Raw genomic sequence first — 12,650 nt, 5'->3', positions numbered from 1 at the left:
GTGCCGTATTCGAGGCTTGCCCTAGGTGCCGGGATAGTAGAAGGCGTAGTCGTCGTAGGGGTCGCGCCAGCTGGACTCGTCACGGTGGATCCGCCGGACCGCGCTGCCGGGAACCCAGGCGGTACGGGCGGAGCCGTGCGTATCCATCCACTTCACCTGCACGCTGGTCCGGTCCCAGGAAATGGCCTTGGCATCGAAGGTCTTCCCCTCATGGCGCACCCGGACATAAGGTTCCCGGCAGTAGGGCTCGCGCGTGGCCCCGGCATGACGGTCTTCGGCGCGGGGGCGCGGTTCGCCGCGGTTCCGTGCATACCGGCTGGCGGTCATGACGTCTACTTTGTTCATGTGGCAACCTTGCCATCCGGCGCGGACGGTACGGACGGCACTGTCTCGAGCCGGGAGCGGCGGCTTCAGTAGCCGTATCCGCCCGATTCCTTGGCGTTTTCGGCTGCGGCTTCCCCCTGCACATCCTTGGAATCGGGACCGGAGGTTTCCGTTGGATTCCCGGATTCCGTGCTCTTTTCGTCGCCAGGCGCAGGATCTGGGGGAGCTGCTGCTTCCTCTTCCCCGGAGCCGGAATATTCGTTGCCACTGCTCATGATGGACTTCCTCCCGCCAGGGGCGGCGGACCCGGTGTGGCGCAGTCCGCATAGTGCCCGATGCCAATCAGAGTAGGCTGATGCTCAGCATGCTGTCTATGGTGGCGCCGCAGCCCGAAAGCCCTGCCGGCAGGACATCGGACGGCGATGACGGACGCGAGCGTTTGCAGAAGGCGGTGCAGCGTCATGGGGGAAGGAGCCGGCGGCCATGCCAGATCACATTGGCACAGTGGCGGGGCGTGGCCTGGCCTTTGTCTTCGCGGCGCTCAAGATGCTGCGGCCCGCCCGGCCCATCCATCCGATCGGACTTCACCTTGAAGGGTGGCTGGAGAGATCGGGGAATTCCTTCGCCAGCGGCATACCGTGGCTGGATCAAGCGGGGAACAACGACGTCGAGGCGCGGCTGTCAAGGTCAGCCGGGCTGCCGCCGCGGTTTCCCGACATCATCGGGCTCGCGCTGCGGGTCACCGCAGAGGGCGGGCAGGCCGACATCCTGCTGGCTTCCAGCGGCGCCTCCCGGGTCGGAAGGTACTTTCTGCAGCCCCGGCGGGATGTTCGTGCGGCAGCGCTGACCACGGTGATGCCCTACCGAGGGGCACGCGGCCCGGTCCAGCTCGCCGCCCGCACGCTCCGGCCGAACGGGCGGCTTCCGGCGGATCCCCTCGGATTCCGACGGGCGCTGGGCGGCGAGGACTGGGTGCTGGCGCTGTTCCATGCACAGCCGTGGGGCCGGTGGCGCCGGTTCGCTACCCTCACGCTGCGGCCCGCGCAGGGCGGGGGAGACACCGCGCTTCGTTTTGATCCGATCGTGAACCGGCTTCCGGACGCGGCAACCTACCGGTGGATCGAGAAGCTGCGCGCTCCGTCCTACGCCGTGTCACGCCGGGCACGCCCGCGGGGATTGCACCGGACGCGCCTTCGGGACAGCCGGCCGGGGCCGCGGGGATAGCAGGCCCGCTCGCCGGTGCCTTCAAATGGAACCTCAAGCCCCCGCTAGGTCTGCAATCCAGCTCCTCACCATCCGCGCAGCTGATTCTCCGGCCTCTGCAGGCCACCAGTGGCCGGCATCGACTTCAACGACCTTCAGCTGCGGCACCCAATCCTCCAGCCCATCCACGAGGTGGGACGAGAGGAACGGGTCCCGCCGTGGGACTATCACCTGCACGGGAATCCGGCAGCGGCCCGACAGAATCTGGGGGCGGCACCAGTTCGCCCGGTAAAGGGCGAGGCCGCGGGCACCATTGTCGCCGATCCTCCGGCCGGCGAACCGCTCGTACGGACGGGTCAGGAGCGTCCGCCAGGCAAGTTCCGGCAGTACCGGCAGCTGGAACCCGGCGACGTACGAGCTGCGCAATGCCTGTGCTGCCGCCTGGGGCCAGAGGGCGGGCCTGCGTATCCTGCGGCCGAACCAGCGCTGAAGGTGGCCCAGGTCTGGGCCGGAAATGCTGGTGAAGCTCAGAATCCGACCCTCGGCACGGGTATCCTGGGCTGCCGCCCATCCTTGGATCGATCCCCAGTCATGTCCTACGAGGTGCACACCCCTTGCCCCGGAGGCGTCGATCACCGCAAAGAGATCGTCCACCAGGACGGGCAGGCGATAGGCGCTGCGACGGGCGACGGTGGTTCGGGACGCCCCGGCATTGCGGGTGTCGTAGGAGATGACGTGGCTATCGGCGCTCAGCGCGGTGGCGACGGAGGCGAAGACCGAGTGGTCATCGGGGTAGCCGTGGACCAGCAGGACGGCTGGAATCCCGGGACCGTGCGGCGGGCCGTAGGAGTAAACGGAGAGGGCCGCATCGGGGCGCGCCAGCATCCTGTGCCGTTCATTGGCCTTCATTGAGCTCTCCCTTGCCGGGCATTCCTCCTGCCGGTCCGCACCAGCCTACGGCGGCCAGTCGGCCGCGGCGAGCCTTGGCCGGCGGCCCGGGGACGCCGCGGCGCGGTGAGGACGCCTAGCACAGCTGTCCATATATTGAAACAATTGTCCGGATCCCGGACCCTTCTGGCTAAGATTCATAAGTTATTCATTCGAGCGAAAGCCGACACATCAATGTCCAAACCAGCATCAGTTACCGCGGGGGCGCCTGCCGCGCCGGTGAACTCCCGCAGCCGCGTCATCGTTGCCAGCCTCGTTGGCACGTCCATCGAGTTCTATGACTTCTATGTCTATGCCACGGCCGCCGTGCTCGTCTTCCCGGCGCTGTTCTTCCCGAATGCCAGCGGCGCCGTCGCACTGCTGAGTTCGTTCGCGGTATTCGGCGTAGCCTTCATCGCCCGTCCGTTGGGGTCCATCATTTTCGGGCACTTCGGCGACAAGTTCGGCCGCAAGGGAACGCTCGTGGCTTCGCTGCTCACCATGGGCATCGCCACCTTCCTGATCGGCTGCCTGCCCACCGCCCAAGTGGACGGCTGGTCCTTCTGGGCGCCCGCCCTGCTGGTGGTCATGCGCTTCGCCCAGGGCTTGGCCCTTGGCGGCGAATGGAGCGGCGCGGCCCTCCTGGCTACTGAGAATGCGCCGGCCAACAAGCGGGCCATCTACGGCACCTTCCCGCAGTTGGGTGCCCCGATCGGCTTCATCATCGCCAACTCCCTGTTCCTGGTGCTGAGCATCAACCTTGCCAATGACGAGTTCATGGCCTGGGGCTGGCGCATTCCCTTCCTGGCCAGCGCGGTGATGGTCATCATCGGCCTGTGGGTGCGCCTGAAGCTGGTGGAAACCCCTGCCTTCCAGAAGGTCGTGGACAAGGGCGAGGTGACCAAGCTGCCGCTGGGCCGGGTGTTCAAGACCAGTTGGCGCCAGCTGATCCTGGGTACGTTCATCATGCTGGCGACCTACGTGCTGTTCTACCTGATGACCACGTTCACGCTCTCCTACGGCACGGCAGCGACCAACGCCGAGGACGCCGCCGCCGCGGCCGAGGCGGCCGGAAAGCCGTTCGATCCGGACACCTTCGCCGCCGGGCTGGGCTACGCCCGCAACGACTTCCTGCTGATGCTGATCATCGGCGTGGTGTTCTTCGGCATCTTCACCCTGGTGTCGGGACCCCTGGCCGAAAAGTATGGCCGCAAGAAGACGCTGATCGGGGTGTCCCTGGGCATCGTGGCATTCGGCTTCCTCTGGGTGCCGCTTTTCGACGGCGGCTTCGCCGGCACCATGGCGCACCTGATCATCGGCTTCACGCTGATGGGCCTGACCTTCGGGCCGATGGGCGCCATCCTGCCCGAACTGTTCCCGACCAACGTGCGCTACACCGGTTCGGCCGTGGCCTACAACTTCTCCTCGATCCTGGGCGCTTCGGTGGCTCCGTTCATCGCCGTCGCGCTGTGGCAGGCGGCCGGGGGCAGCACGGTCCTGGTGGGCCTCTACCTCAGTGGCGCCGCCGTCCTGACCCTGGTGGCCCTGCTGCTGACCAAGGAAACCAAGGACATGGACTACGAGAACCAGTCGAGCTGACCTGTTCGTTGGACTAAAGGAAAGACCCGCGGCCGGTGGCCGCGGGTCTTTCCTTTGCGGTGGTTCAGGTGCCGCCGCAGTAGCAGGCATGGCAAAGGCCCGCCGTCCCCGGTGGGACGGCGGGCCAGGTGCCGCTGAAGGAGCAGTTTAATCGGCCAAGGTTAAGCGGTTGTGCTCCTCCTCTTGGTGATGAAGCCCCAGATCACCAGCACGATCAGGGCGCCAATAATGGCCCAGATCCACGATTCGAGGCTGAAGAATTCGTTCATGTCGGCGCCCATCACAGCACCGCCGATCCATCCGCCCAGGAGGGCACCGATGACACCGAGGACGAGCGTGGCAATCCAGCCGCCGCCCTGCCGTCCGGGAAGGATCAGCTTGGCGATGGCTCCGGCAATAAGTCCGAGTAAGAGGAATGCTAGGAAGTTCATGTGGTGCATCTCCTTCGTTAGGTGCTGCGTCAATTCTCCCGGTCAGGCCGGGTTCTGCTCCTTAGTAAGCATCACGCTACCGCATGGACAGCGTGCTTAGTAAGTTCCCGCGCCCACTTGGTACTAAAACGTGACAAGACTACAAGCGGTGATACAGTTCGCCCGGAAAATGGCTTCTTAATCCGCGATGGTGGCCAGCACGGCACCGGCTGAAACGGTGTCCCCGGGCTTGGCGGCCAGCCCCAGGATGGTCCCGGACTTGTGCGCGGTCAAAGGCTGCTCCATCTTCATCGCCTCCAGGACGACGACGAGATCGCCTTCTGCAACCGTGTCGCCTTCGGTGACGGCTACCTTCACGATCGTGCCCTGCATTGGCGAGGCCAATCCGTCGCCAGCGGTCACGGCACCGGCTGCGGAGCCGGAACGGCCCCGGCCGGCGCGCTTGGGCTTGCCATTGGACTTCGCCGGCGCGCCGGAACCGCTGCCCAGACCCGCCGGCAGCACGACCTCCAGCCGCTTGCCCCCGACCTCGACGGTCACACGCTGGCGTTCGCCGTCGTCGTCGGGTCCGGCGGCCGGGACCGACTGGAACGCCGGGATGTCGTTGACGAACTCGGTTTCAATCCAGCGGGTGTGGATGCTGAAAGGCCCATCCGCGGGGGCGAAGGCAGGGTCGGCCACCACGGCGCGGTGGAACGGCAGCACGGTGGGCATGCCGCCGATTTCCATCTCGTCCAGCGCGCGGCGGGCCCGCTCCAATGCTTGGGCGCGGGTGCTGCCGGTGACGATGAGCTTGGCCAGCATGGAGTCGAAGTTGCCGCCGATGACTTCGCCCGCTTCGATGCCCGAATCCACGCGGACGCCGGGGCCGGTGGGCAGGCGCAGGGTCTCGACGGTCCCGGGGGCCGGCATGAAGTTGCGGCCGGCATCCTCGCCGTTGATGCGGAACTCGAACGAGTGGCCGCGCACGTCGGGGTCGTCATAGCCGAGCTCTTCGCCGCGGGCGAGGCGGAACTGTTCGCGGACTAGGTCGATGCCGGTGACTTCCTCGGACACGGGGTGCTCCACCTGCAGGCGGGTGTTGACCTCGAGGAAGGAAATCGTGCCGTCCTGGCCGACGAGGAATTCGCAGGTGCCGGCGCCCTGGTACTTGGCCTCGCGCATGATCGCCTTGGACGCTGCGTAGAGGCGCTCGTTCTGCTCGGGGGACAGGAACGGGGCCGGGGCCTCCTCCACGAGTTTCTGGTTGCGGCGCTGCAGCGAACAGTCGCGGGTCGAGATGACCACCACGTTGCCGTGCGCGTCGGCCAGGCACTGGGTTTCCACGTGCCGTGGAGAGTCCAGGAAACGCTCCACGAAGCATTCGCCGCGCCCGAACGCCGCCGTGGCCTCGCGCACCGCCGACTCGTAGGACTCGGCGATGGCCTCCCGGTCGCGGACCACCTTGATGCCGCGGCCGCCGCCGCCGTAGGCCGCCTTAATGGCCAGCGGCAGGCCGTGCGTGTCGGCGAAGTCCAGGACTTCCTGTACGCTGCCCACCGGATCGGGCGTTCCGGGCACCAAGGGGGCGCCGACCCGTTCGGCGATGTGCCGGGCCTGGACCTTGTCGCCCAGTTGGGAAATGGCGTCGGGGGAGGGGCCGATCCAGGTCAGGCCGGCGTCGATGACCCGCTGGGCGAACTCTGCGTTTTCGGACAGGAAGCCGTAGCCGGGGTGGACGGCATCGGCGCCGGCGGCCTCGGCCACCTGCAGGAGCTTGTCCATCACCAGATAGGATTCGGCCGCGGTGCTCCCGCCGAGTGCGTAGGCCTCGTCTGCCAGGCGGACGTGCAGGGCATCCCGGTCCGGATCGGCGTAGACGGCGACCGAGGCAATGCCTTCGTCCCGTGCTGCACGAACTACGCGGACGGCAATTTCACCACGGTTGGCGATCAGTACCTTGGTGATGCGCTGGGTCATTCAAAGCTCCTTCTATCCTTGAGGAGCCTAGCTTGCTTTTGCGGGATTCGCTCATGAACCGTCCCTTTTCTGCGTGTGAAGGGGCGGTTCTTTGTAGGGGTCCTACAAAACGTCCGAGCGGTCAGTTCCAGAGGTCGGTGATCTGCACGTTGGCGCTGGCCAGCAGCCGGCGCAGGGTGGAGACGGAAAGGCCGACGACGGCGTGGGGGTCGCCGTCCACCCGTTCGATGAAGGCGCCGCCCAGCGAGTCGATGGTGAACGAACCGGCAACGTGGAGCGGTTCGCCGCTGGCCACGTAGGCGTCGATTTCCGTCTCGGTGAGCTGGGCGAAATGCACCGCGGCGGAGGCGACTGCGCCAACCGTGGCACCCGATCCGGCGTCGGGGGTTTGCTGAGCGCCGGCCTCGAAGGCGGTGGGGCGGCAGTCCACCAGCCAATGGCCGGTGTGCAGCACGCCGTGCCGCCCGCTCATCCGGTGCAGGCGTTCACGGGCGACGTCCGGCTCATGCGGCTTGCCGTACGGCGCACCGTCGAGTTCGAACACCGAGTCGCAGCCGAGCACCAGGGCGCCTTCGGCCGCGGGGAGCGCCGCAACAGCCTCGGCCTTGGCCCGTGCCAACAACAGCGCAGTGTCGTGGGGGTCGGTGATGCCGTAGCCGGCCGTGACTGCTTCTTCGTCCACGTCCGACACCAGGACCTCGTGCGCGATGCCGGCTTCGGTCAGGAGTTTGGTGCGGGCGGGGGATGCGGAGGCCAGGATCAGGCGAAGGTCGGTCATCCGACCAAGCTTATCCGGCGCCGCAAAGCGAACCCTGCTTAGGGTGTTTCCGGCCCGTGACCTGAGCGTAAAGAATTGCCGCCGTTGTCCCGTGGACCGGTTGCCTGACCGTACGATTTCGGCGGGAGCTTCTCCCGCCGGAGAGTACGCCCTTGACCGGGCCGAAGGGACCCGGCACAGATGAGGGCCGGTGCACCGTTGGGGGATGCATCGGCCCTCCTGTTCGTCCGTGCCCGGACGGACCGTCCGGGCACGGCCGGACGGGTCCCGGGTCAGCTGGCGGCGGCTACCGGGTCCTCGCCCAGCAGTGCGCGCCGCAGGGTGTCCAGTCCCACCGAGCCGATGTTCAGCGCCTGGCTGTGGAAAGCCTTGATGTCGAAGGCATCGCCCTCCCGACGCCGCCGCTCGTCGCGGATTTCCTCCCAGAGCTTCTGGCCGAGCTTGTAGGACGGGGCCTGTCCCGGCCACCCAAGGTACCGGGTGAACTCAAAGTCCAGCTGGCCCTTGCTGATGGCAATGTTCTTGCGCAGGAACTCGTAGCCCTTCTCCGGGGTCCAGGTTCCCGAGCCCCAGCGCTCGGGGATCTCCAGCTCCAGATGGACGCCGATGTCGAACACCACGCGCGCGGCCCGCATGCGCTGCGCGTCGAGCATGCCCATCCGGTCGCCCGGATCGGCCAGGTAGCCCAAATCATCCATCAGGCGTTCGGCATACAGCGCCCAGCCTTCGCCGTGGCCGGAAACCCAGCAGATGTTCCGCCGCCAGTTGTTCAGGAGCTCGCGGCGGTAGGTGGCCGTCGCGACCTGGAGGTGGTGGCCCGGAACGCCCTCGTGGTAGACCGTGGTGGTTTCCTTCCACGTGGTGAAGCTGTCTTCGCCTTCGGGCACCGACCACCACATCCGGCCCGGCCGGGCGAAGTCGTCGCTGGGCCCGGTGTAGTAGATGCCTCCCTCATGCGTCGGGGCGATCATGCACTCCAGCCGGCGCATGGGTTCGGGAATGTCGAAGTGGTCGGCCAGCTCCTCCACGGCCTTGTCCGAGAGGCCCTGCATCCACCCCTGCAGCTCTTCGGTGCCGCGCAGCTGCCGCTGGGGATCCGAATCCAGCAGCGCCATCGCTTCCTCGATGCTGGCCCCGGGCCGGATCTGTTCCGCCATGGCTTCCTGCTCCGCGATGATGCGGTCGAGTTCCGCCACGCCCCAGGCATAGGTGGCTTCCAGATCCACCGCAGACCCCAGGAAACGGCGCGACATCAGGGCATAGCGTTCCCGGCCCACCGCGTCCTTCTCCGGGGCCGCCGGGAGCAGCTCGGCCTCGAGGAACGAGGCCAGCCGGCCGTAGGCGGTCGCCGCGGTGCCCGCGGCTTCGCCCAGCCGGTCGCGCAGGTCCTGGGACAGCTCGCCCTCTTCCAATGCAGCGTGCCCGGCCAGCGCGCGGAAGAAACCGTCCTCGGCCGCGTACGCACGGGTCTGCTCGATCACGATCCGCACCTGCCGCTTGGCGGCGACCAGACCGCGGTCCTTGGCCTCGCGCAGCGACGTCACGTAGCCGGCAATCGCGTCCGGAACGTGCGCCATGCGGCCGGCGATGTTGTTCCAGTCCTCGACGGTGTTGGTGGGCATCAGGTCGAAGATGGCGCGGATGTCCTGCGCCGGCGAGGCGATGTTGTTCAGGTCCGCCAGGTCCCACCCGGTCTCGTGGATTTCGAGCTCAAGGCCCAGCCGCTCGTGCATCGCATCGAGGGTGACGCGGTCCACGTCGTCGGTCGGTTCCAGGTCCTCCAGCCGCCGCAGCGCCTCCCGGGTAACCTCGGCGAAGGCCTCGGCGCCGGCAGGGGAGTAGTCCGGGTACTCGGTCTCGTGTCCGGGGATGCCAAGGGAGGTTGCCAGCGAAGGGTTCAACTCCAGCAGGGCCGCCGTGTAGGCGTCTGCGACGGCATCGATGGCGGACGGAGTGCGCCCGGTATCCGGGGTCTTGGTCAGTTCAGATGTCTGCTCAGTCACAGGGAGAGCCTACCAACCCGCTGGCCCCGGCCACGCCGCCGTGCGCGGCTGCTGTCCGGCGCCTGAGGCCGATCAGGCACGCGACGATTGTCACGGAATTGTAGTGTGCTGCCTCTGGCCCTCAGGGCCTGCCTCGCCTTAGGTTGGGGGATCAACGGTGAGGAGAGCATGGTGCGGAAGAGGACGACGGCGGCGCTGGCGGCTTTGGGGGTGGCGCCCGCCATGGTGCTCGGCGGCTGTGCGGCGCCTCCGGAACTGCTGACCGCGGACGGTGTGGCCCGGGTGGACGCGGCAGCGGGGGATTACCCCGCCGAGGTCGACGCGCTGCGGCGATCGGCCTACAAGCTGGGAGCAGCCATGCTCGCTGCGGCGCCGGAGAAAAACCAGGTCACCAGCCCGGTGAGCCTGCTCTACGCCGTTGCCATGCTCCGCGCGGGCGCCGGCAGTACTACGGCCCGCGAGATGGATGCCGTTTTGGGGCTGCCGGACGGAAATCTTGACGGCGCCATGAACGGGCTGTTGGCGGGGTGGGAAGGTTTCGACGGCGATCCCGGCTCGGTCGACGAGGAGGAGCCGCCGGTCCGGCCGCTGCTGCACCTGGCGAACGGCATCTTCGTGGACGAGGGGACGCCCACCGGCGAGGACTACCTCCACACCCTGGCCCGGCACTACGGCTCCGGCGTGTATCCGGTGGACTATTCCGATCCAGCGACCAAACAGGCCATGGATGCGTGGGTGGACCACCACACCGGCGGCCGCATCACCGAGGCCCCCGGCACCTTCGACCCGGGGAACACGCTGACCCTCCTCAACGCCGTCTATTTCGCGGCTGCCTGGGAACAGCCGTTCGACCCGTCGGCAACGGAGGACGGCGCCTTCACGACGGCTTCGGGCGGGACGGTCAAAGTACCCATGATGGGCAATCTCGTGCAGGCGGCGTACGGGCGCGGGAACGGCTGGCAGGGCATCGACCTGCCGTACAGCGACGGATTCGTGATGCGCCTTGTCCTGCCCGACGGCGGCGCGCCGGTCCTGGACGAGGAAGGCTTGGGGGACGTGGCTACGGTCATGGACAGCGCCGCCGACGCCATGGTCCTTCTGCAGCTGCCCACCTGGAACCACACCCACCACCAGGACCTGCTGCCGATCCTGCGCGGACTCGGACTCGCCGAGACCTTCGGGCCGAATCCCGATTTGGAGGCCATTCAGCAGGACGCCTCGGTGACCGGCGCGGCCCAGCAAGCCAACATCGCCGTCGGGGAAAAGGGGACGGTCGCAGCGGCGGTGACGGAGCTTGACGTGCTGGCCGGTTCGCTGCCACCGCGGCCCGACGTCGAGCTTTCGTTCGACCGGCCGTTCCTGTACCAGATCGTCCACCTGCCGACGGGACTCCCGCTGTTCCTCGGCACGGTCTTGGACCCGCGCTGAGCGCCCGGAAAGTGGTACCCGGACCCCGGAGCCGGCTACCGGAAGGTGTGCCGCCAGGCGCCGGGTCCGTGCGAGACGAACGGCCGCAGCAGCGGCCGGCGGTTTCGCACGGACCCGCTCTTGGGCGAACCCGCCGACCCGCCGGACTGCAGGGCGGCGACGACGGCGGTCAGGGCGGCCAGCTCTTCGGCGTTCGGATTTCCCTTGGCCACGGTGAGCAGCGGTTGCGGCCGCACGGCGGCATCGTCGCGCCGCACCGCGGCCGTGTCCGAAGACTGTGCTGTGTTCATGTCTGACCAACGGCTCATAGCGGAATGTTCCCGTGTTTCTTGTGCGGCATGGTCGCCCGCTTGTCGCGCAGCGCCCGCAGGCCGCGGACCACTTGGAGGCGGGTATCGGACGGTGCGATCACGGCGTCGACGTAACCGAGCTCGGCAGCTTGGTACGGGTTGAGCAGCTCTTCCTCGTACTGTGAAATGATCTCCTGCCGGCGGGCCTCGACGTCGCCGCCTTCGGCAGCCACGGCCGCCAGATCGCGGCGGTACAGGATGTTGACCGCGCCCTGGGCGCCCATCACGCCGATCTGGGCCGTGGGCCAGGCTAGGTTCAGGTCGGCACCGAGCTTCTTGGAGCCCATCACGATGTAGGCACCGCCGTAGGCCTTGCGCGTGATGACCGTCAACTTCGGCACCGTGGCCTCGGCGTACGCATAGAGCAGTTTGGCTCCGCGGCGGATGATGCCGTTGAACTCCTGGTCCTTGCCCGGCAGGAAGCCGGGCACGTCCACCAGGGTGAGGATGGGGATGTTGAAGGCGTCGCAGTGACGGACGAAGCGGGCGGCCTTTTCGGAGGCGTTGATGTCCAGGGTGCCGGCGAACTGCATGGGCTGGTTGGCGACGACGCCGACGGTATGCCCCTCGACGCGGCCGTAACCGATGATCACGTTCGGCGCATACAGCGACTGCATTTCCAGGAAATTGCCGTCGTCGACCACATGCTCGATCACGGTCCGCATGTCATACGGCTGGTTGGCCGAATCCGGAATCAGTTCGTCCAGGGCCAGGTCGTCGGCGGTGATTTCGAGTTCCTCCTCGAAGTCCAGCGGAGGAGCCTCGGCCAGGTTGTTCGAGGGGAGGAACTCAAGCAGCTCGCGGACAAATTCGACAGCGTCCGACTCATCGGCGGCCAGATAGGTCGCGGTGCCCGTCGTGGCGTTGTGCTGGCGCGCTCCGCCCAGCGTCTCCATGTCCACTTCTTCGCCGGTGACCGTCTTGATGACATCCGGTCCGGTGATGAACATGTGGCTGGTCTTGTCGACCATCACCACGAAGTCCGTCAGGGCGGGGGAGTAGGCGGCACCTCCGGCGCACGGACCCATGATCAGCGAGATCTGGGGCACCACGCCGGAGGCGGCGACGTTGTTGCGGAAGATGTCAGCGAACATCGCCAGCGATGCCACACCCTCCTGGATGCGCGCCCCGCCGCCGTCGTTAATCCCGATAACGGGGCATCCGTTGCGCAGGGCGAATTCCTGCACCTTCACGATTTTCTCGCCGTTGACTTGGGACAGCGAGCCGCCGTAGACGGAGAAGTCCTGGCTGTACAGCGCCACCAGGCGCCCGTCGACGGTGCCGTAACCGGAGACGACGCCGTCGCCGAGCGGCTTCTTTTTCTCCATCCCAAAGGCCGTCGACCGGTGCGTGGCAAAGGCGTCGAACTCGACGAAGGAGCCTTCGTCCACCAGCATTTCGATCCGTTCCCGAGCGGTGTTCTTGCCGCGGGCATGCTGCTTCTCGATCGCCTCGGCGCCGGAAGGCTGCATGGACTGCGCCTGGCGGCGGCGGAAGTCCGCAATCTTGCCTGCAGTGGTCTGCAGATCAAGGTCTTGATCGAGGCTCATGGATTCTCCGGATTCTGCCGAGGGTGTCGGATGCCGGCGCTCTGCAGGCTGTTTAAGTAGGTTTCGCACAAAACAGCAGGGCACAGGCACGCCGCTGA

12 protein-coding genes are annotated in these 12,650 nt (G+C 67.1%); 3 read left to right on the top strand and 9 right to left on the bottom strand.

The annotated features are described in order from the left end of the window. Window positions 1–21: 21 nt before the first annotated feature. Window positions 22–345 carry a hypothetical protein gene (locus tag AC5RVD_RS11240; protein WP_494126954.1) on the bottom strand — a complete coding sequence of 108 codons (324 nt, stop codon included), beginning with the start codon at window positions 343–345 and terminating at the stop codon, window positions 22–24. 65 nt (window positions 346–410) lie between these two features. After that, the gene (locus AC5RVD_RS11235) at window positions 411–599 is read right to left on the bottom strand and encodes a hypothetical protein (RefSeq protein WP_494126953.1); all 189 of its coding nucleotides are present in this window, start codon (window positions 597–599) and stop codon (window positions 411–413) included. Window positions 600–807: 208 nt separating this feature from the next. Here AC5RVD_RS11235 and AC5RVD_RS11230 point away from each other — a divergent pair, with 208 nt between their 5' ends. Further along, on the top strand, window positions 808–1,548 hold the full coding sequence (locus AC5RVD_RS11230; protein WP_494126952.1) for a hypothetical protein: 741 nt from the start codon (window positions 808–810) through the stop codon (window positions 1,546–1,548). Window positions 1,549–1,581: 33 nt separating this feature from the next. Here the strand turns inward: AC5RVD_RS11230 and AC5RVD_RS11225 are convergent, their stop codons facing one another. Next, entirely contained in the window at window positions 1,582–2,436 is an 855-nt protein-coding gene (locus AC5RVD_RS11225; RefSeq protein WP_494126951.1) for an alpha/beta fold hydrolase, read from the bottom strand. Between the two features lie 213 nt (window positions 2,437–2,649). On the opposite strand from AC5RVD_RS11225, the gene AC5RVD_RS11220 reads away from it, so the two are divergent. Then, window positions 2,650–4,053 carry an MFS transporter gene (locus AC5RVD_RS11220; protein WP_494126950.1) on the top strand — a complete coding sequence of 468 codons (1,404 nt, stop codon included), beginning with the start codon at window positions 2,650–2,652 and terminating at the stop codon, window positions 4,051–4,053. 161 nt (window positions 4,054–4,214) lie between these two features. Here AC5RVD_RS11220 and AC5RVD_RS11215 read toward each other — a convergent pair whose 3' ends face one another. From AC5RVD_RS11215 to AC5RVD_RS11200, 4 genes are all read right to left on the bottom strand, one after another. Continuing rightward, window positions 4,215–4,484: a GlsB/YeaQ/YmgE family stress response membrane protein gene (locus tag AC5RVD_RS11215; protein ID WP_493977616.1), complete on the bottom strand. Its 270-nt coding sequence runs from the start codon at window positions 4,482–4,484 to the stop codon at window positions 4,215–4,217. A gap of 177 nt (window positions 4,485–4,661) precedes the next feature. Further along, complete coding sequence (locus AC5RVD_RS11210) at window positions 4,662–6,443, bottom strand: acetyl/propionyl/methylcrotonyl-CoA carboxylase subunit alpha (protein ID WP_494111468.1); 1,782 nt, start codon at window positions 6,441–6,443, stop codon at window positions 4,662–4,664. Window positions 6,444–6,564: 121 nt separating this feature from the next. Next, entirely contained in the window at window positions 6,565–7,221 is a 657-nt protein-coding gene (locus AC5RVD_RS11205) for a Maf family protein (protein WP_494111467.1), read from the bottom strand. A 272-nt stretch (window positions 7,222–7,493) separates the two neighbouring features. Then, the gene (locus AC5RVD_RS11200; RefSeq protein WP_494126949.1) at window positions 7,494–9,224 is read right to left on the bottom strand and encodes a DUF885 domain-containing protein; all 1,731 of its coding nucleotides are present in this window, start codon (window positions 9,222–9,224) and stop codon (window positions 7,494–7,496) included. Window positions 9,225–9,392: 168 nt separating this feature from the next. On the opposite strand from AC5RVD_RS11200, the gene AC5RVD_RS11195 reads away from it, so the two are divergent. Beyond that, window positions 9,393–10,652, top strand: a complete 1,260-nt coding sequence (locus AC5RVD_RS11195; protein WP_494126948.1) for a serpin family protein — start codon at window positions 9,393–9,395, stop codon at window positions 10,650–10,652. Window positions 10,653–10,687: 35 nt separating this feature from the next. On the opposite strand, the gene AC5RVD_RS11190 is transcribed toward AC5RVD_RS11195, so the two are convergent. Together AC5RVD_RS11190 and AC5RVD_RS11185 are read right to left on the bottom strand one after the other, a co-directional pair. Further along, on the bottom strand, window positions 10,688–10,960 hold the full coding sequence (locus tag AC5RVD_RS11190; RefSeq protein WP_494126947.1) for an acyl-CoA carboxylase epsilon subunit: 273 nt from the start codon (window positions 10,958–10,960) through the stop codon (window positions 10,688–10,690). Continuing rightward, on the bottom strand, window positions 10,957–12,552 hold the full coding sequence (locus tag AC5RVD_RS11185) for an acyl-CoA carboxylase subunit beta (RefSeq protein WP_493988047.1): 1,596 nt from the start codon (window positions 12,550–12,552) through the stop codon (window positions 10,957–10,959). The genes AC5RVD_RS11190 and AC5RVD_RS11185 overlap by 4 nt, the downstream gene beginning before the upstream one ends. Between the last annotated feature and the right edge of the window lie 98 nt (window positions 12,553–12,650).

This window comes from Arthrobacter sp. THG-b23, assembly GCF_059091265.1.
The sequence above is the reverse complement of the archived record's forward strand: the minus strand, read 5'-3'. Positions and strand labels throughout refer to the sequence as shown.

Coding starts and splice junctions, on each gene's coding strand:
- AC5RVD_RS11240 (WP_494126954.1), bottom strand. CDS start 345: ATGAACAAAGTAGACGTCATGACCGCCAGCCGGTATGCACGGAACCGC.
- AC5RVD_RS11235 (WP_494126953.1), bottom strand. CDS start 599: ATGAGCAGTGGCAACGAATATTCCGGCTCCGGGGAAGAGGAAGCAGCA.
- AC5RVD_RS11230 (WP_494126952.1), top strand. CDS start 808: ATGCCAGATCACATTGGCACAGTGGCGGGGCGTGGCCTGGCCTTTGTC.
- AC5RVD_RS11225 (WP_494126951.1), bottom strand. CDS start 2,436: ATGAAGGCCAATGAACGGCACAGGATGCTGGCGCGCCCCGATGCGGCC.
- AC5RVD_RS11220 (WP_494126950.1), top strand. CDS start 2,650: ATGTCCAAACCAGCATCAGTTACCGCGGGGGCGCCTGCCGCGCCGGTG.
- AC5RVD_RS11215 (WP_493977616.1), bottom strand. CDS start 4,484: ATGAACTTCCTAGCATTCCTCTTACTCGGACTTATTGCCGGAGCCATC.
- AC5RVD_RS11210 (WP_494111468.1), bottom strand. CDS start 6,443: ATGACCCAGCGCATCACCAAGGTACTGATCGCCAACCGTGGTGAAATT.
- AC5RVD_RS11205 (WP_494111467.1), bottom strand. CDS start 7,221: ATGACCGACCTTCGCCTGATCCTGGCCTCCGCATCCCCCGCCCGCACC.
- AC5RVD_RS11195 (WP_494126948.1), top strand. CDS start 9,393: ATGGTGCGGAAGAGGACGACGGCGGCGCTGGCGGCTTTGGGGGTGGCG.
- AC5RVD_RS11190 (WP_494126947.1), bottom strand. CDS start 10,960: ATGAGCCGTTGGTCAGACATGAACACAGCACAGTCTTCGGACACGGCC.
- AC5RVD_RS11185 (WP_493988047.1), bottom strand. CDS start 12,552: ATGAGCCTCGATCAAGACCTTGATCTGCAGACCACTGCAGGCAAGATT.